The organism is Streptomyces sp. NPDC039736, from assembly GCF_055596485.1.
Window position 1 is genome coordinate 277,470 of sequence record NZ_JBVIUQ010000007.1, and the last position, 17,069, is coordinate 294,538.

Sequence of the window (17,069 nt, forward strand, 5' to 3'; positions counted from 1 at the left end):
ACGGCCGGGGCCGACTGGGTCCGCAACCGCCGCCGCCCGGACCGTGGAAACCCGGGAGCGACACGGCCGGGGCCCACGGAGCCCGGGACCGCCGTACGGCCCGGCCCGAGGCGGTCCCGGGAACAACGCAGCCGGGGCCGAGGGGGAGGCAGTTCCACCCCTCGGCCCCGGCTGCTGAGGCTCCGCCGGATCAGGCCGCCGTCCGTCGTGCCGCGTCCCTGCGCTGCTTCGCCCAGCCCGCCAGGGCGAGCGCCGCCACCATCACCGCGGAGACGTACAACTGGTCGCGTCCGCCGGGCGTCGTGGCCATCGCCACGAACACCCCGGCGATCGCCAGCAGCGCGGCCCACGTCAGGTACGGGAAGCCCCACATCCGGATGGTGAGCAGCTCGGGCGACTCCCGCTCCAGCCTGCGCCGCATCCGCAACTGGGTGACGCAGATGAAGACCCAGCCGACCAGGATGGCGACGCCGGTGGTGTTCATCAGCCAGGTGAAGACCGTGTCCGGCCACCAGATCCCGGCGAACACGGCGAAGAAGCCGAAGCCGCAGGAGGCGACGACCGCGGCCATCGGGACGCCGCCGCGCACACCGCCGAGGAAGCGCGGGCCGAGGCCGCGCGAGACCAGCGAGTACGCCATGCGCGAGGAGCCGTAGATGTTGGCGTTCATCGCGGACAGCAGCGCGACGAGGATGACGGCCTGCATGACGGTGCCGGCGGCGGGGATGCCGAGGCGGTCCAGGACGGTGACGTACGGGCCGTCGGCGGCCACCCGCGGGTCGTTCCACGGCACGAGGGCGACGACCAGGGCCATGGAGCCGACGTAGAACAGGGCGATGCGCCAGACGGCCGTGCGCACGGCGCGGGCCACGTTGGCGCGCGGGTCGTCGGACTCGGCGGCGGCGATGGTGACGGTCTCCAGACCGCCGTACGCGAAGACGGCGGTGAGCAGTCCGGCGATCAGCCCGGTCGTGCCGGTCGGGAAGAAGCCGCCCGCGCCGGTGAGGTTCGAGGCGCCGGGGGCCTCGCCGAACACTCCGCAGACGCCGAGCACGCCGAGCACCAGGAACGCGCAGATCGCGGCGACCTTCAGGGCCGAGAAGCAGAACTCGAACTCGCCGAAGTTGCGCACCGCGGCGAGGTTGCTGAGGCAGAAGAAGACCATGAAGACGGCGACCCACCCGTAGGCGGGCAGGAACGGCACCCAGCCGTGCATGATCTCCCCGGCCGCGACCGCCTCCGCCGCCACCCCGCAGCACAGCATGGTCCAGTACGTCCATCCCGAGGTGGCCCCGGCCCAGGCGCCGAACTCCCGCTCCGCGTGCACCGAGAACGAACCGGTGGAGGGGCGCGCGGCGGACATCTCGCCCAGCATCCGCATCAGGAGCATGACGACCGCGCCCGCCACCGCGAACAGCAGCACCACCGCGGGACCCGCTGCCGCGATGCCCGCGCCCGACCCCACGAAGAGACCGGCCCCGATGACCCCGCCGAGGGCGATCATCGAAAGGTGCCGCTGCTTGAGGCCGTGGGAGAGCCCGCTCGGCGGGTCGCTCTCGACGGGGCCGTGCTGGGCGGGGGGATCGGCCAGGGCCGTGCCCGCCGAGGTTGTCCGGTTCATGGTCGTGCCTGTTCGGTATGTGAGACGAGTGGCTCACAGTATGGAGCGATCACGCCCGGAACGAAGCGAGTGTCCGATATTCGGACAGGTGTCCCTCCGGGCTTCAGGCGAAGACCAGCAGCAGGGCGGCCAGAGCCGCCGAGCAGCCGGGTTCGACCAGGCCCACCGTCCGTACCCGCGGCCCCCGGCCCGGCAGCACCGCCGCCCGCAGCAGGAAGCAGGCGAAGAGCGCCGCCGACACCGGGAGCGACAGCGCCGCGCAGACCGCCGCCGCGGCGTGGTACGCGACCGAGCCGTACCGGTAGCCGCGGTTGCGGCGCCCGGCGGGCCTCACCCGCAGGAACGCGAAGTGCGAGCCCGCGCATCGCGACCGGCGGCAGTGGACAGCTGCCGGCTACCGCTCCACGATGCAGCGTCGCCAGGCGTTTCTCCACCCGGCCCCTCCCGGTATGCGAGAAGTGATCATTCTTGTGGTGGCGTGACGGAACCGCACACCCCTTCCCGCCCCTCATGACATGTGCACCGCCGTACCGCAACGCCCGTACGGCACATGCGCCACCCGTGCCGTCTCACGCACCACACCGGGAGCCCTCGTGTTCAAGCTCAGCAAGCGTTCCACCACCGCCGTCCTCACCACCGGGCTTCTCGCCGCGCTCGGAACCGCGGCCGGGATCGCTCCAGCGGCCGCCATTCACGGAGGCAAAGGTACGACCGTCGTGGATCACCCCTACGTGGTGTCGCTCCAGACCGTGGCGGGAGAGCACTTCTGCGGCGGAACCCTCATCGCCCCGGCCAAGGTGCTCACCGCCGCGCACTGTGTCGACGAGAATCTGAAGCCCGGCGCACTGCGGGTCGTCGGCGGGCGGACCGACCTGCGGACCAGCAAGGGTACGGTCGCGAAGGTCGCGACGATCAAGATCCACCCGAAGTACGACGACGGCACCTACAACCAAGACGCAGCCGTGGTCACCCTTGCGAAGCCCATGCCGTACAAGACGCTGCCGGTGGCGGGCCCGAAGGACGCGGCACTGTTCAAGTCCGGTACCCGGGTGACCGCGCTGGGCTGGGGCCTCACCGAGACCGGTACGAGGGGTGTGCGGCTGAAGTCGGCGGGGCTGGTACTGGAGCCGCTCGCGAAGTGCGCTCCGTTCACCGAGCCCTGGGAGACCGCGGCCAACAAGCTCTGCGGGACCCCTCTCCCCGGTACCAAGAACAGCATCTGCGCCGGCGATTCGGGCGGTCCGCTGATCGCGGGTGGCAAGCTGGTCGGCCTCACCTCGTCGGGCAACCACTACTGCGACGACACCTATCCGTTCAGCATCTTCACCCGGTCCACCGCCATCACGGCAAACCTGGGCATACCCACCTCCTGAACACCTGCCCGCCCCTACTCGCCGCGCCGCTTTCTTCGCTGTCGTCCACCGCGAGCCGAGCGTGTCCAGTACGGCTCGGCGTCCGCCGCCGGGCGTGTCGGCCACGGCCCGGCGTGTGTTGCCGAACTTGCCGGCACGCTCACGGATATTGTCCGACACCACCCCGGGACTCACCTCATCCACGCCTGGGCCAGTCTCCGGTGCCTCCGTGGACTCTGGCCGGGAACGTGACATCCGGCGACTCGTTGCCTCTGCGCCCCACCGGAACCAGTCGCACTCCTCGCCGACCTGAAGGAGAAACTCGGTAACGGGGCCCGACGACGACACGGTGGGCGGGTCAGAGGCCCGGTGGTTGCAGGTGGGTGGTCATTTCCAGCAGGCGGATCACCGCGGCGTCGGCGTCAGGGCGGTGGACGGCGTAGACGCTGGTGTCCAGGTGGCTCACCTGCCCTCGGAGCGGGACCAGTGTCACGCCGGGATCGGTAAGGTGCCGCAGACTCCCGGGAGCGAGGCTCACGCACAGCCCTGCGGACACGTAGCTGAACAAGCCGCTGAGGTCGTCCGCGACCGCTACTCCCCGTGGGCTGAATCCCGCCTGCTGGCAGGCGAGTTGGAGTTGCCCGGCGAGGGTGGGCAGCGCCGTCGGGTCGGGCAGGACGAAGTCCTCGTCGGCCAGTTGAGCGAGTTCGATCCCGCGGGCCCCGGCCAGCCGGTGGTCGCGTGGCACCGCGGCAGCGATCCGCTCGGTGACGATGATCCGGCTGACGAGATCGTCGGAGAGCCGCCCCGGGTCCCGCAGAAATCCGAGGTCGAGCACCCCGTCCCGCACCTGGTCGACGACACCCGCCGATGAGCTGTGCTGGAGGTGTACGCGGAGGCCCGGGAGTCGTTCCGCTGCCTCCCGCAGCATCGTGGGGAGGTAGAGGTGGCTCAAGAGGCTCACGTACCCGACCCGGACGCCGCCTTCCATCCCGGCGGCGACCCGCCGGGCCCGGGCAACCGCGGCGATCTGCAGATCGAGGAGCCGCTGCGCATCGGTGGCGAACACCTTTCCGGCCGCGGTGAGGCGCGCGCCTCCCGGGCCGCGGTCAAACAGTTGCGCGCCCACTGTCCGCTCCAGGCGCTGGACCGATTGGCTCAACGGTGGCTGGCTCATGCCGAGCCGCTCGGCTGCCCGGCCGAAGTGCTTCTCCTGCGCCACCGTCAGGAATTGTTCCAATAGCCGTCGCGACAGGTTCATATCATTTACCATATGGTCCATTACCTCATCATATATTGGACAGACCTGCTCTGTCGGGTGTCGACTGGGCCTTGGAAGTTCTGGGTCCTGGAGGCGCTGCTGCCGCACCCGATCCGCCGTCGTACGGGTCCCATGTCGTACCGGTCAACCGATGCGGATCCAGATCTTTCCCTTGCAGCTCGGTCACATTGCCGCCCGTCCTCCAGCCCCTTCTCCTGAAGACAGGGTCTGCGGGCGAGCCGACCCGAGCAGGTTTCCCTGGCATCCGTCTGGAGTGGTTCTTGTGGCAGTCGTGACAATCGTTGGTGCCGGCGTCATCGGTGTCTCCTGGGCGCGTTTGTTCAGCGAGGGCGGTTGGGAGGTACGTGTCAGCGACCCGCGCCCCGACCTGCACGAGCTGGTGGAACGTGAGCTGGCGGGGCTGCCGGTGGCAGCGAGTGAGGACCTGGCCGCCGCGGTGTCCGGTGCGGACTTCGTGCAGGAGGCCGGGCCGGAACGGGTCGAGATCAAGGAGGAGATGTTCGCCACGCTCGCCGCGCACACCCGCGACGACGTGGTGCTGGCCTCGTCCTCCTCGTCCCTGCTGCCCTCGGTGATCGCCAAGGGCAACCCCGCGGCCGGCCGGATCGTGATCGGCCACCCGTTCAACCCGCCGGAGCTGATGCCGCTGGTCGAGGTGGTGCCAGGACCCGAAACCACGGCACGGACCGTCGACCGGGCCGTCGAGGTCTACCGCGACCTCGGCAAACTGCCCATCCGGCTGAAGAAGGAGATCCCCGGCTTCGTCGGCAACCGCCTCCAGAAGGTCTTCAACGACCAGGCCACCTATCTGGTGCAGCAGGGGGTGATCGACGTGCAGGACCTCGACGACCTGGTCCGGGCCTCGCTCGGACTGCGCTGGGCCGTGACGGGGCCGTTCCAGAGCGGCACTCTCGGTGGCGGCCCCGCAGGCATGCGCCATCTGGTGGAGCACGTCGGCTCGCAGCTGACCTTCGAGACCGGCAGCCCGGACCCGGCCCGGTTGGATGCGGTCCTCACTGCGGTCGAAGACGCCTACGGCACAGGTGAGGCGGCCTACGAGCGGCTCGTCGAACTGCGCGACGTACGTACCCGCGCCGTTCTCCAGCCGCTGGGCTGGCCGGAGGCCATGTCCGCGGACGGCCCGCGACAGTGACCGCCGGCCCCGACCGGGGTGAAGCCGGGACAGAGCGAGACATACCGAGAAGGAGGACAACTGCCATGGCCACAGAGCTGCTCGCGCTGCAGTTCATGCCCGCGAAAGTGCTGCGGGTGAGCATTCCGGACGGTCAGGTGCAGACCCTGCTCGACGATGCCGGGGACGGACCCGACGGCATCGTCGTGGATTCCCGTACCGCCTACTGGACCACCATGGGCGCCCCCGTGATCGACCCTGACACTCCGGGTGAGGCCGGCTACGACTTCTCCGCGCGCAACGGCGGCGTTCACGGATGGAGCCTCGACGGCGGGCCCAGGCGCGACGTGGTTCCGAGCGGAGCGATGACGACCGGCAAGCAGTTGACGTCCGACGGCGCCGGCACGCTGTACTGGAGCGACCGCGAGGGCCACCGGGTCAGCAGGGCCCGGGTGGACGGCAGTGGCCTGACCGACCTGGTGGTGAACCCGGCCGAGGACAAGATCATGGGGGAGTGCGTCGGCGTGGCGGTGGATCCCGTTCGCGGATACCTGTACTGGACGCAGAAAGGACCGGCCAAGGGCGGCAAGGGCCGGATCTTCCGAGCGGGCCTGGAGATCCCGCCGGGCCAGAGCGCTGAGAACCGTACCGATGTCGAGGTGCTCTGGAGCGGTTTGCCCGAGCCGATCGACCTGCACCTCGACGGCGACTGGCTGTACTGGACCGACCGCGGTGCCGAGCCCGCCGGCAACACGCTCAACCGTGCGCCCGTGCCGCCGCCCGGCGAGGCCGGGCAGGCCCCCGAGATCCTGACCGACGGCTTCGAGGAGGCGATCGGCCTCGCCGTCGACGGCGAGGCGGGCATTGCCTACGTCTCCGACCTGCACGGCCACATCCGCGCCGTCCCCCTGCCCGGGGGCCCCGCCGCCGGGCAGGAACCGCGCGAGATCGTCGTGCTGCCGTATCCGCTGACCGGGCTGTGCCTGCTGCGGAACTAGGTCCTGTGGCCGATGGGAGCCGCCACCACCCGGCGGGATGCCGGGCGGGAGGAGTTCCGCGACGCGGATCGCAGCCGTGTCACCCGGGCTGAGGCACCATGCGGTGCAGCCCTTTGCGGTCGTAGTACCGCGTCATGAGGAAACCGAAGGCGAGGGTCACCGCGACACCGACCCCGATCATGGTCCAGCCACGGGCCAGTCCGGCATCCGCGCGCGCGTCGAAGTACAGGATCGCCCGGATTCCGGCGACGAGTTGGTGCATCGGTTCGAAGGTCCCCAGGAAGCGGTAGAAACCGGGCACGGCCTCCAGCGGGATGGTGGCGCCGGAGGAAGGCAGAGCCAGGGCGATGAAGAAGAACATCGACACGATCTGTCCGATGTTCCCGAACGCCGCGTTGATGGCCTGCACGCCGAGTCCCACGCTCAGGCAGGAGCAGTACGAGAACAGTGCCAACAGGGGCAGGTGGGCGGCGTCCATGCCCAGGAGAGCGAGGCACGCCACCATCACCAGCGCGGTGGTCAGTACGGACACCCCCGCCGTCATGGCCATCTTGAGCAGCAGGGTCTGCGTGCGGCTGATCGGAACCGTGGGGTGGCGCCGGTGCCAGGGGCCGATCTCCACGTCGGCGTAACCGAGCGCGGTGTCGACGGAGTTGTGGATGATGTTGCCGCCCAGGAACCCCGCGAGTACGAGCAGCAGCACGTAGTAGAAGGCGCTCAGCCCCAGACCGCTGTGCCCGCCCATGGCGAGCCCCGGCTTCGTCTGCACGGCGACGGGGTCGGCGAACAGCAGGCGGGCCGCGGAGTCCGTGCCCGCGAGCCGGGGCGAGGCCATGAGCTGCTTGCCGATGCCCGCTGACGCGCTGTGCGCCGCCCGCTCGGAGATCTTCGCGGCCATCGACGAACCGAGGCTGCCCATTGCCGGGTTCGTGAGTACGGTCAGTGTCGGCCGACTGGGGCGGTCCCCTCCCAGCGACCGGACGGCAGCGGTGAAGTCGGCGGGAACGACCAGGGCACCGTAGACCTTCCCGGAGGCCAGCTGGTCCTTCGCGGCTGCCATGCCCAGGCGCCGCCACTGCACGCTCTCCGGCGCGGTGGAGGAGGCGATCCGCTCGGTGGCCTGCGCGCCCAGGTTCTGCCGTGCTTCGGGCAGCGGCTCGCCGGAGTCCTGGTTCACGAGGGCGATCGGCAACCGGTGCAGGCTGCTGTCCGGTGTGAGGATTCCTCCCATGTAGAGCAGGGAGAGAAGCAGGGCGACCAGCCCGCCGAGCACGGCGGGCGCGAGCCACATTTTTCCGCGGCGCAACAGGGATCCGGCGTTCGCCGTGGACCTGGAGGATCGCGTGAGGTGGGAAGGCATGGGGCTCCGCGGGATATCGGGGGCAACTGGCTCGCCCGGGGCACTGGGGAGCGTAGGCGCGGCCGGGGCAGGGCCAGGCGTGGCGCACCCGGCTGCTGTGCGTACTCGCCCGAACGGGTCACCCGGGTCGTGCGGTGCCGGACGCCGTCGGAAGGTGAGGGATCAGATGGGGGAGAGGGGCGAGCCGGCCCGCGGGAGGGCACCCCCTCCGGCCCACCACCCGAGAAAGCACGGGAGCAGTCATGGCCTTCACCCTGCCCACGGACATCCAGAACCGTCCGGTCGCCGTCATCGGCGCAGGCACGCTCGGACGGCGGATCGCCTTGATGTTCGCCACCCGCGGCGGCCTTGTGCGGATCTACGACAAGTCGCCGCAGGCGGGCGACGCGGCGCGGGCCTACGTGGAGGAGCACGTCCGCGAGGTCGCGGCAGGGATCGACGGCGGAAAACCGGGGCGGGTCACGGTCACCGACGACATGGCCGAGGCGTTGCTGGACGCCTGGCTGGTGGTAGAGGCCGTACCGGAGCGGCTCGACCTCAAGAAGGAAGTCTTCGGAGAACTGGACCGGGCGTCCCGCCCTGACACGATCCTGGCCAGCAACTCCTCGTCGTACGCGACCAGTGAGTTCATCGACCGGGTCGAACACCCCGAGCGCGTACTGAACGTGCACTTCTACATGCCGCCACAGCAGGACGCGGTCGACCTCATGTCCGACGGGCACACGGACCCGGGAATCTTCGACCTGCTCAAGCGCGAACTGCCGCTGTTCGGAATCTTCCCATTCGTAGCACGCAAGGAGTCCACGGGCTTCATCTTCAATCGCGTCTGGGCCGCCATCAAGCGCGAGGCGCTGGAGGTCGTGGCCGAAGGGGTGTCCACACCCGAGGACGTGGACGCGATGTGGAAGCTCAACACGGGGCTCGCGACCGGCCCCTTCCGGATGATGGACCATGTCGGCCTGGACGTCGTCCTGGACATCGAGAACCACTACGCGGCGGAACGCCCCTATCTGCCCGCCGGCCCCCGCGAGCTGCTGCAGCGGTACGTGGACGCCGGGCACCTGGGCGTGAAGTCCGGTCAGGGCTTCTACACGTACGACACTCCGAGCTGACGCCGCCAGGGGGCCGGCCCATGAGCCCGAGCGATGTACGCGGCCGCCCTGCGCGAGCACGTGCTGGCCGGGGGCCGCAGCGGTGGCCGGGCCATGACCTGGCGCAAGGGCTCGAAGGCGGAAATGAGTTCGCACTTCGTGTTCCTGCGGGTGAGGCTCGCCGGGCGCCGGCCCAAGCCCTATGACGATGGGACGATTCCGTTGGTCTGGCTGATCGCCCAGTGGCCCGAGGGCGAGGACGAACCGGTGGAGTACGGGATGTCGAACCTGCCTGCCGACCTTCCCGCCATGGACCTCGTCCGCCTCGCGAAGGCGCGTTGGCGGATCGAGCACGACTACCGGGAACTGAAGACCGCTCTGGGCCTCGACCATTTCGAGGGCCGCTCGTTCACCGGCCGGCACCGCCACGTCACCGCCGCCGACCTGTTCCTGACCGAACAGCGGACCTGCCCAAGAGCCCCTGCCAGGGCCTGACCCTCTACCAGTCCCTGGACCTTCTTCAGCACCTCATCGCCACCTGGACCGGCACTTGCCCCACCTGCCGACAACCCACCTGGTAGCCCTGCGACACCGCCTAACGAAGCACTGCTGATGCTGCGTTCCTCAAATGCAGTACACATATCGGCGGCGGAGCTGGCGGGTTGCTGGTGCTGGTCTGCCCCATATCCAGGGCCGGGCACGGATGTTGAGTTGCGCCGTTGTCAGGCGTGTGGCGCGCCCGCCACGACCAGTTCGGCTGGACCTCGCACTCCTCCCAGCTCCACGAGTCGAGACTGCTGCGGATCGGCCCCCCGCTCTTCCACTTCGGGATGCTCTTCGTCGTACTCGGCCACGTCGTCGGCCTGCTGATCCCGCGGAGCTGGACCGACGCGATCGGCGTCAGCGACCACACGTACCACCTGATCGCGGTCACCACCGGGGCGGTGGCGGGCGCGGCGGCGGCGATCGGCATCGGCCTGCTCGTGCACCGCCGCCTCACGGTCCCGGCCGTACGCCGGGCCACCCTGCGCAGCGACCGCCTGATGTACGCCTCCCTGCTCGGTGCGATCGTCCTCGGCCTGCTCGCCACGGTCCTCAACTCGACCGGGACGACGAACGGATACGACTACCGCGAGGGCACCTCCCCGTGGTTCCGCTCCCTGTTCACCCTCGCGCCCGACTACGCGCTGATGGCGGGCGCGCCGCTCGCCTTCAAGCTCCACGTCCTGTTCGGCTTCACCCTCTTCGCCCTCGTCCCGTACTCCCGCCTGGTGCACGTGTTCAGCGCTCCGGTGAAGTACCTCTTCCGGCCGTACGCCGTCTGCCGCGGCCGGGACCCGCACGAGGCGCCGTCCCAGCGCCGGGGCTGGGAGCGCACCCGGTGACGCACCCCCGGACGGCGGCCCCCGGCCGCGCCCGTGTCCTACGTCATCGCCTGCGCGGGCTTCCACTCCACCATCAGGATGGTCGCGTCGTCGTTCAACTGGGGGCCGGTGGCGTCGAGGAAGCTGTGAATGAGACGACGCAGGGTCTCCGGGGCGAGCTCGCTGAGCGTGCCGGGTCCGGCGACGTCGTGGGCGAGGTGCTCGATGCCCAGCTCCCTGCCGTCGGCCTGCCGGGCCTCGGTGATGCCGTCGGTGTGGACCAGGACCCGGTCCCCGGCCCGTAGCTGCATCCGGTGCACGGAGCGCGGGCGCGACGAGAGCTTCGACGGCGTGCCCATGGGAAGGTCGGCCCGGCGCCGGAAGGCGTCCTCCACCAGCCGGCCCTCGCGGATGAGCAAGGGGGGCGGATGGCCGCAGTTGACCCAGCTCAGCATTCCCGACGGCAGGTGCAGGCGGCAGAGCACCCCGGTGCAGAAGAGGTCGGGCAGCCACGTGATGAGGGCCTCGTCCGCCTCCTGCACCAGATCCAGCAGGCTCGCATCCGTGCGCCGGGCCTTGCGGCAGGCCGCCAGCGCGACCGCGGTGGTGAGCCCGGAGGCGAGGTTGTGGCCGGTGGCGTCCAGCACCGCCGCGTGCAGGGTGTCCTCGGACAGGGCGTGGTCGAAGGCGTCGCCGCCGATCCGGTAGGCCGGTTCCAGGACCGCGGTGGACGTCACCGACGGGGTGCCGATGGTGCGGGGCGGCAGGAAGGCACGCAGCAGCTCGGCCGCGAGATCCATGGAATGGGTGCGTGCCCGGCGTACGAACGTGTCCTTGTACGCGCGCTTGGACGTGATCATCATGGCGCAGAGGGCCGCCAGGGCACAGGCGCGCTGCCGGGTGGGCCCGTCGGCGGCCGGGGCGTGCACGGAGAGCACCCCGAGACGCTCCACGCCGTCGATCAGCGGCTGCCACAACGTCACCCCGTCCCGCCGGGGTTCCTCCCGCGGGGTCTGGGTCCGGTAGCTCGCACCGGCCACGGAGCTGTCGATGTCCTGCGTGGGGGCGGCCAGGTTCAGGGCGGTGAGCTGACGCTGCTGGATGTCGGCGAGGAAGACCACCACGTCCGACAGCCCCAGGGCGCGGGCGCACCGGCGCACCGAGGTCGCCAGGTCCAGCGGCAGGTGCGCGGGGTCGGCGAGGAAGTCCGTCAGCCGGTTGCCCGGCCCTCGCGCGTCGTCCGCTTCGGCTCTGTCGTCGTTGCCCTCGGCGTCGTTCACCGCGGCAGTCTCGCAGCGCCGGGGCCGATCACACGGCGTACGCGCCGACGGGCCACCGGAACGCGCGCCGTCGCCCCTGTGCCCCGGGGCCGCTGACGCCTTGACGGGCCGTGCTCTCCCGGCCTAGCTGTTCGCGAGCCGGCGGGCTTCCGTGCGTACGCGCTCCAGCCAGGCGTCCCGCTCCTCGGCCGTCGAGCCGGTGACGGTACGGAACACCACCCGCCGCACCTCCGTGACCCCCGTGTACGGCAGCACGCACGCCGACCAGATCCGCTCCAGCGGGTCGCCGAACTCCTCCCGCTCGCGGGCCTCCGGCGTGTCCGAGGTGTTCAGGACCAGCGCCCGGGTCGCCCGCAGCAGGCCGACCGGCTCTCCGTCCGCCGTTGCGAGCTTGTAGGCGACCCCCGGGACCAGCACCCGCTGGAGCCAGCCGGTGAGGACCGCCGGCGGCATGCCCCACCAGTTGGGATGCACGAAGACGAGCGCGTCCAGAGTCGCCAGTTCCGCCTGGTGCGACGCGACGTCGGCGTCCGGCGGGACCGGGACCGCGTCGACCGTCTCCGTCTCGCCCGCCCCGAGTACCGGATCGAAGCCTTCCGCGCACAGGTCGTGCGTCACCACCTCGCAGCCCGCGGAACGCAGCTCCTCGACGACGGCGTCGAACAGCGCGTGATTGAAGCTGCCGGGACGCGGGTGGGCGAGATAGACACCGACGCGTGCCACCATCCGGCTCAACTCCTCTTCCAGAGAACAAGGATCGGTCATTCAATCACCACGGGCCGGGCTCCCTGCGGGCCGGTGCGCCGGCCGGGCGGTCCGGCCCCGCGGGCAGGGCTGACCGGCGCCCGGCACCGCAGGCGCACAGCTTCCCCGAGCGGTCCTTTCGGCGTCGGTGACCGGCCGTCCGGCCCGCCGGGAGCGACCGCCCGGTGCGGGTCCCCCGGATTCCCCCTATCGCTTGATGCATGCGACGGCTGTTCGAGGGCAGGTGCGTCATCAGGCCGGACAGCACGGGGGCAGACGGACGCGAAAAGGTGGGGATCATGACAACAGCAGTGCAGGACATGACGACGAAGCAGGTCGACGGGCAGACGGCACTGCCGAGGACGGGGGCCCCGGCGGCGCTGCCGCGGATCGAGGCCCCGGCGGCGGTCGCGCCGAAGAACGCCCGGGAGCTGACCCGTCTGTTCCTGGACCGGCTGAACGTCCTGGAGGAGGGCACGCACGAGTACGCGTACGCCCGCAACACGCTCATCGAGATGAACCTGTCCCTGGTGAAGTTCGCCGCCCGCCGCTTCCGCAACCGCGGCTCCGGCGACATGGAGGACATCATCCAGGTCGGCACCATCGGCCTCATCAAGGCGATCGACCGCTTCGACCTGAGCCGCGAGGTCGAGTTCACCTCCTTCGCGATCCCCTACATCACCGGTGAGATCAAGCGCTTCTTCCGCGACACCACCTGGGCCGTGCACGTACCGCGCCGCCTCCAGGAGCTCCGTACCGAGCTGGCGAAGGCGAAGGAGCAGCTCGCCTCCGTCCTGGACCGCGACCCCACGGTCGCGGAACTCGCGCAGTTGCTGGACCTGCCGGAGAACGAGATCGTCGACGGCCTCGTCGCGGCGAACGGCTACACCGCCGGCTCGCTGGACCTGCCCGCGGACACGGGCGACGGGCAGACGGGCAAGGCCGCGTCCTACGGCGACCTCATGGGCGACGTGGACCCGGGCATGGAGCTCTTCGAGGACCTCCACACCCTCGCCCCGCTCCTGGCCCGGCTCTCGGACCGCGACCGCCACATCCTCACCATGCGCTTCGGCCAGGAATTCACCCAGGCGCAGATCGGCGAGGTGCTCGGCATCTCGCAGATGCAGGTCTCCCGCCTCCTCACCCGCATCCTGGGCCAGCTCCGTACCGGCATGCTCGCCACCGCCTGACCGGCGCGCGAGACGGAGCCCCCGCGTCGCCCGGCGACGCGGGGGCTCCGTCCATTTATCACCCAATTTCATGACAAGAGAGTGATTTGCCAGGATTACAACCGGCAGGCCGGGGAAAACGAGCATCATCAAGGAACGCCGAGGAATCCGATCCTCCCCTCACGGCAAGGAACCGCACGTGCTGATCCCCGACGCCAGGACTCTCCGCACCCTCCTCGCCCGCTTCGCCGACGCGCACGTCGCCCACGCGCAGCACGCCCGCTCCGGCACGGAGGAGGAGCTCCGGGACCTCGCCTACACCCTGTGCGTGATGACGGGCACCAGGGAGGTCCGGGAGGCCCTCGCGGCGGCGGACCGGATGCTCGTCCGCGCCGAGTTCCCGGCCGCCCCGTCCGCCCGGACCGGGGCACAGGCGTTCCGCCAGGACCTCCCGACGGCGGCGTGAACCCGGCGGCAGGAGCGCCGGGCGACCGGCTGCCGACCCGCACGGAGCCGCCCGCCCCGCCCGGTGCGGCGCGCCGGCGCGAGCACGCGCCCGCCGGCCGGCCCGGCGGGCCGGTGCGCGGCCCGAGCCGGACCGGCCTCTTCACCCGCCGGTTCGGCCCGCCCCTGGGGACCCGGTCTCCGACCGTGGTGCTGGTGCACGGCCTCGGCCTGTCCGGCCGGTACTTCGTACCGCTGGCCCGGCGACTGGCCGCGAACGGCGCCACCGTGCTCGTGCCGGACCTGCCGGGCAACGGCAGGTCGCGGGCGGCCGTGCGCCGCGCCCCGGACATCGGGCAGCTCAGCGACGCCCTGGCGCACTGGCACGAGGAGCACCGCGCCGGGCCGGCCGTGCTGGTGGCGAACTCGGTCGGCTGCCAGGTCGTGGCCGCCCTCGCCGCCCGCCCGTCGCCCTGGGTGCGGGGGGTGGTGCTGATCGGGCCCGCGCTGGAACCGCGTGTCCCGGCCCGGCACCACCTCGGCCGACTGCTCGCCGACGCGCCACGGGAGCCGCTCTCCCTGCTCGCCCTCGCCACCTCCGACTACCTGACGACCGGCCCCGCCCGCTTCCTCCAGTCCTTCCGCCGCGCCGCACGCGACGCTGACGCCTCCTTCGAGGAGCACCTGCGCCGCGTCGACGTGCCGGCCCTGGTCGTCAGGGGCGTCGGTGACACCGTCGCCCACGCCGACTGGGCCCGTCGGGTGGCCCGGCTGGTCCGGGACGGCCGATCGGTCGACGTGCCGGGTGCCGCCCACGCGGCGCACTACAGCGCGCCCGACGCCGTCGCCGCGCTGATCCGCACATTCGCCGAGGAAGCCGAGCGAGCCGACGACCTGTGACCTCGCACGGCCGCCCGTGTGCAGGGACCGGCACACGCGGGGGCGCCACCCGGACGCGACCGGCTCAGGCAGCGTGCTCCGACAGCACCAACCGGCACCGGAAGTTGCGGTACCCGGCGCGTTCGAAGGCGGCCGCCATCGGGCGGTTCGCGAGGTCGGTGTCGGCGCGGATCTGCGCGGTGCCGGGCTGCGCGGCCAGGACGGCGGTGACCTCGGCGAGGATCTCGTCGATGTAGCCGCGCCCGCGGTGACCGGGCAGGACGCCGAGGTAACCGACCACCGGCCCCTGGTGGTTGCGCGTGGGGACGCCGAACCCGACGGCCTCGCCCGACGCGTCGCGGGCCACCCGCCACCAGGAGCGCTCGCCGAGGAACTGGTCCCGGTAGAGGGCCACGTCATGGCGGGCCTGCGCCTCGGCCCCGAGCTGCTCGGCCTGCTCCCGGGTACCGGCGTCGAGGGTGCCCCGGAGCACCTGCCGGAACAGATCCACGAAGACCTCGTCGTCGGGCTCGGCCTCGAAGGTCAGCCGCGCGGTGGCCGGCGCACGCAGCCCGGCCTGCGGCGTCCACTCGTAACCGAGCCGTTCCAGGAAGCCCACGAGACCGGCGCTCCCGGCCGCCGCCCGCCGCCAGGCGAGCGCTTCGACCACCTCGGGCCGCTCCCGGAAGTCCCCGGGCAGGAAGATGTGGAACGCGGGCGCCTCGTCGGCCCCCGCCTCCTTGAACGCGAGGTGCGCCGCACGGAGCAACGCGCCCGCGAGCGCGGTCCGTCGTTCGGCCGGCACGCGCGTCCCGTCGACGTGCACCGCGTCCAGAGCACCGGGATGCGCCTGCGACGGGGGACCCCACCAGACGGCGACCGCGAGCGGCCCGCCGTCGTCGGACGGGTCCTCCGCGATCCAGGTCCAGGCGTGGCGGTACTGGCCGTCGGCGAGCTTGCTCCGGTACGCGTCGGCGGACAGGACACTGGCCGGATCGGGTACGAGGAGCGGAAGGAAGCCGTCGAGATCGTCCGCGGCGACGGAACGGAAGACGACGGAGCGGAAATCGGCGGAACGGAAGGTCGTACGGAACGTCACTGTGCCTCCACGGCGATGACAGCGGGAGGCGCCACCAGATCGGCGGACCGGAAAGGTCAGGCGGGGTGACTCCCGCAGACCCGGCAGGCGTGCGCGGGAACGGCGGGAACGATCTGGAGCGCCGGATTCGGGGTGAACATCACGGCCTCCCTTCTCTCACGTGGTCCGTTGCCCGGCCGGACGGCCGAACGCCCGTCACCGTAGGCCCGGCCCGACCACGGAGCAACCCCATTACGGACCAGGAGCCGGGGGAGCGGGCGGGAACGGCAACGGGGTGAGGGCTGACGTGTACGCGACGCCCTAGGGTGGCCCCCAGTCGACCGTTCGCAGGGGGCGGAACAACCATGGAATCCAGGAGACGACCAGCAGGCGTGCTGCTGAGCGCACTCGTCGTGCTGTCGCTCGGCGCGTGCGGGACCCAGCAGGCCGGCCCGCGCGCACCGACGGACGCACGGACGCCGCCGGGCGCGACGGCGCCGGCCGGCGCCGGGACGCCGCACTGGCAGACGTTCGCGCCCTTCCGCGTGACCGCGGCCCGGCTCACCGGCGGCGGCCGGACGCTCGGCGTCGACGCGCAGGTGCCCGGCGGCGGACGGACCTGCGCACGCGACCTGAAGGCGGTCGTGACCTCGGTGTCGGCACGCACCGTGTGGGTGCAGGTCACCTTCTCCGCCCTGACCGGCGACCCGCGCGCCGACTGCTCGAAGACCGCGACCGGCACGGCGACCGTGCGCCTGCCGTCCGCCCTCGGCGACCGCGAACTGGCCGTGGACACCGGCACGACGTTCACCGCGGACGGCGCCGACCTGCCCGAGCTGCGGCTGTGCGGCAGCCTGGGCTGCCACCCGGCGCCCACCGGCTGCACCCCCGCTTCCTACGACCAGGCGGTCGCGGCGCTCGACGTGCCGAAGCACACTTCCCGTGGCGAGGAGCACTGCGACGGGAAGTGGCTGGTGTTCGACGTGTCCTCACGCATGGGCCCCGCCTGCGCCGAGGGCGGGGCGCCGGGCTGCGGAGCGAGCCGCGGCGACCGCTGGTTCTTCCGGGCCGGCGCGACGGGCTGGGAGCCCTTCGCACGCGGCACGAACGCGGGATGCGCCGACGTGCACCGCACCGAGCCCGCCTTCCCCTCCGCCCTGTGCGCCGGCCTGCCCGAGCTGCGGCGCGCCGACTGAGGGGCGGCGACGCGCGCCGCCCCGGGCGGGGCCGGCCGGGCACGCCCCGTTCGACGGGGGGGGGCGGTCCCGGAAGGGG

General features: G+C 71.6%; 16 protein-coding genes and 1 pseudogene. 10 read left to right on the plus strand and 7 right to left on the minus strand.

Annotated features, from left to right (window positions below; all coding sequences use genetic code 11):
- Window positions 1-190: 190 nt before the first annotated feature.
- Together ACZ56L_RS23260 and ACZ56L_RS23265 are read right to left on the minus strand one after the other, a co-directional pair.
- A complete protein-coding gene (locus tag ACZ56L_RS23260) occupies window positions 191-1,621 on the minus strand; it encodes an amino acid permease (protein WP_380837490.1) in 1,431 nt (476 codons plus the stop codon).
- 103 nt (window positions 1,622-1,724) lie between these two features.
- Window positions 1,725-1,955: a hypothetical protein gene (locus tag ACZ56L_RS23265; protein ID WP_471065989.1), complete on the minus strand. Its 231-nt coding sequence runs from the start codon at window positions 1,953-1,955 to the stop codon at window positions 1,725-1,727.
- Window positions 1,956-2,214: 259 nt separating this feature from the next.
- Here ACZ56L_RS23265 and ACZ56L_RS23270 point away from each other — a divergent pair, with 259 nt between their 5' ends.
- Window positions 2,215-2,994 carry a S1 family peptidase gene (locus tag ACZ56L_RS23270; protein WP_468689954.1) on the plus strand — a complete coding sequence of 260 codons (780 nt, stop codon included), beginning with the start codon at window positions 2,215-2,217 and terminating at the stop codon, window positions 2,992-2,994.
- Between the two features lie 337 nt (window positions 2,995-3,331).
- Here the strand turns inward: ACZ56L_RS23270 and ACZ56L_RS23275 are convergent, their stop codons facing one another.
- Window positions 3,332-4,234, minus strand: a complete 903-nt coding sequence (locus tag ACZ56L_RS23275; protein WP_471065991.1) for a LysR family transcriptional regulator — start codon at window positions 4,232-4,234, stop codon at window positions 3,332-3,334.
- 292 nt (window positions 4,235-4,526) lie between these two features.
- Between ACZ56L_RS23275 and ACZ56L_RS23280 the strand changes: the two genes are divergently transcribed.
- Window positions 4,527-5,408: a 3-hydroxyacyl-CoA dehydrogenase NAD-binding domain-containing protein gene (locus tag ACZ56L_RS23280; protein WP_468689956.1), complete on the plus strand. Its 882-nt coding sequence runs from the start codon at window positions 4,527-4,529 to the stop codon at window positions 5,406-5,408.
- Window positions 5,409-5,473: 65 nt separating this feature from the next.
- Window positions 5,474-6,385, plus strand: coding sequence for an SMP-30/gluconolactonase/LRE family protein (locus tag ACZ56L_RS23285; protein WP_471065993.1), 912 nt, complete (start codon window positions 5,474-5,476; stop codon window positions 6,383-6,385).
- A 79-nt stretch (window positions 6,386-6,464) separates the two neighbouring features.
- Here ACZ56L_RS23285 and ACZ56L_RS23290 read toward each other — a convergent pair whose 3' ends face one another.
- Window positions 6,465-7,676 (minus strand): YhgE/Pip domain-containing protein, encoded by a 1,212-nt coding sequence (locus ACZ56L_RS23290; RefSeq protein ID WP_345219675.1) that lies wholly within the window; start codon window positions 7,674-7,676, stop codon window positions 6,465-6,467.
- 311 nt (window positions 7,677-7,987) lie between these two features.
- Between ACZ56L_RS23290 and ACZ56L_RS23295 the strand changes: the two genes are divergently transcribed.
- From ACZ56L_RS23295 to narI, 3 genes and pseudogenes are all read left to right on the plus strand, one after another.
- A complete protein-coding gene (locus tag ACZ56L_RS23295; protein WP_345219676.1) occupies window positions 7,988-8,857 on the plus strand; it encodes a 3-hydroxyacyl-CoA dehydrogenase family protein in 870 nt (289 codons plus the stop codon).
- A 45-nt stretch (window positions 8,858-8,902) separates the two neighbouring features.
- Window positions 8,903-9,331: pseudogene (locus tag ACZ56L_RS23300) on the plus strand (transposase); the annotation flags it as partial.
- Between the two features lie 233 nt (window positions 9,332-9,564).
- Complete coding sequence (narI, locus tag ACZ56L_RS23305) at window positions 9,565-10,221, plus strand: respiratory nitrate reductase subunit gamma (protein WP_471066300.1); 657 nt, start codon at window positions 9,565-9,567, stop codon at window positions 10,219-10,221.
- A 38-nt stretch (window positions 10,222-10,259) separates the two neighbouring features.
- On the opposite strand, the gene ACZ56L_RS23310 is transcribed toward narI, so the two are convergent.
- Together ACZ56L_RS23310 and ACZ56L_RS23315 are read right to left on the minus strand one after the other, a co-directional pair.
- Complete coding sequence (locus ACZ56L_RS23310; RefSeq protein ID WP_471065996.1) at window positions 10,260-11,480, minus strand: PP2C family protein-serine/threonine phosphatase; 1,221 nt, start codon at window positions 11,478-11,480, stop codon at window positions 10,260-10,262.
- A gap of 123 nt (window positions 11,481-11,603) precedes the next feature.
- On the minus strand, window positions 11,604-12,206 hold the full coding sequence (locus tag ACZ56L_RS23315) for an NAD(P)H-dependent oxidoreductase (RefSeq protein WP_471065998.1): 603 nt from the start codon (window positions 12,204-12,206) through the stop codon (window positions 11,604-11,606).
- A gap of 338 nt (window positions 12,207-12,544) precedes the next feature.
- Here ACZ56L_RS23315 and ACZ56L_RS23320 point away from each other — a divergent pair, with 338 nt between their 5' ends.
- The 3 genes from ACZ56L_RS23320 to ACZ56L_RS23330 all read left to right on the plus strand — a co-directional run bounded on the left by ACZ56L_RS23320 (window position 12,545) and on the right by ACZ56L_RS23330 (window position 14,737).
- Window positions 12,545-13,414: a SigB/SigF/SigG family RNA polymerase sigma factor gene (locus ACZ56L_RS23320; protein WP_471066302.1), complete on the plus strand. Its 870-nt coding sequence runs from the start codon at window positions 12,545-12,547 to the stop codon at window positions 13,412-13,414.
- Between the two features lie 178 nt (window positions 13,415-13,592).
- On the plus strand, window positions 13,593-13,859 hold the full coding sequence (locus tag ACZ56L_RS23325; RefSeq protein WP_471066000.1) for a DUF5133 domain-containing protein: 267 nt from the start codon (window positions 13,593-13,595) through the stop codon (window positions 13,857-13,859).
- Window positions 13,856-14,737: an alpha/beta fold hydrolase gene (locus tag ACZ56L_RS23330; protein WP_471066002.1), complete on the plus strand. Its 882-nt coding sequence runs from the start codon at window positions 13,856-13,858 to the stop codon at window positions 14,735-14,737. The genes ACZ56L_RS23325 and ACZ56L_RS23330 overlap by 4 nt, the downstream gene beginning before the upstream one ends.
- A gap of 64 nt (window positions 14,738-14,801) precedes the next feature.
- Here the strand turns inward: ACZ56L_RS23330 and ACZ56L_RS23335 are convergent, their stop codons facing one another.
- Complete coding sequence (locus ACZ56L_RS23335) at window positions 14,802-15,815, minus strand: GNAT family N-acetyltransferase (protein ID WP_471066004.1); 1,014 nt, start codon at window positions 15,813-15,815, stop codon at window positions 14,802-14,804.
- 344 nt (window positions 15,816-16,159) lie between these two features.
- On the opposite strand from ACZ56L_RS23335, the gene ACZ56L_RS23340 reads away from it, so the two are divergent.
- A complete protein-coding gene (locus ACZ56L_RS23340; protein ID WP_471066006.1) occupies window positions 16,160-16,990 on the plus strand; it encodes a hypothetical protein in 831 nt (276 codons plus the stop codon).
- Window positions 16,991-17,069 lie beyond the last annotated feature (79 nt).

What these genes read in the sequence shown, in the direction of transcription:
- ACZ56L_RS23275 (WP_471065991.1), bottom strand. Translation starts at nt 4,234, where the DNA reads ATGAACCTGTCGCGACGGCTATTGGAACAATTCCTGACGGTGGCGCAG.
- ACZ56L_RS23260 (WP_380837490.1), bottom strand. Translation starts at nt 1,621, where the DNA reads ATGAACCGGACAACCTCGGCGGGCACGGCCCTGGCCGATCCCCCCGCC.
- ACZ56L_RS23290 (WP_345219675.1), bottom strand. Translation starts at nt 7,676, where the DNA reads ATGTGGCTCGCGCCCGCCGTGCTCGGCGGGCTGGTCGCCCTGCTTCTC.
- ACZ56L_RS23285 (WP_471065993.1), top strand. Translation starts at nt 5,474, where the DNA reads ATGGCCACAGAGCTGCTCGCGCTGCAGTTCATGCCCGCGAAAGTGCTG.
- ACZ56L_RS23340 (WP_471066006.1), top strand. Translation starts at nt 16,160, where the DNA reads ATGGAATCCAGGAGACGACCAGCAGGCGTGCTGCTGAGCGCACTCGTC.
- ACZ56L_RS23315 (WP_471065998.1), bottom strand. Translation starts at nt 12,206, where the DNA reads ATGGTGGCACGCGTCGGTGTCTATCTCGCCCACCCGCGTCCCGGCAGC.
- ACZ56L_RS23295 (WP_345219676.1), top strand. Translation starts at nt 7,988, where the DNA reads ATGGCCTTCACCCTGCCCACGGACATCCAGAACCGTCCGGTCGCCGTC.
- ACZ56L_RS23320 (WP_471066302.1), top strand. Translation starts at nt 12,545, where the DNA reads ATGACGACGAAGCAGGTCGACGGGCAGACGGCACTGCCGAGGACGGGG.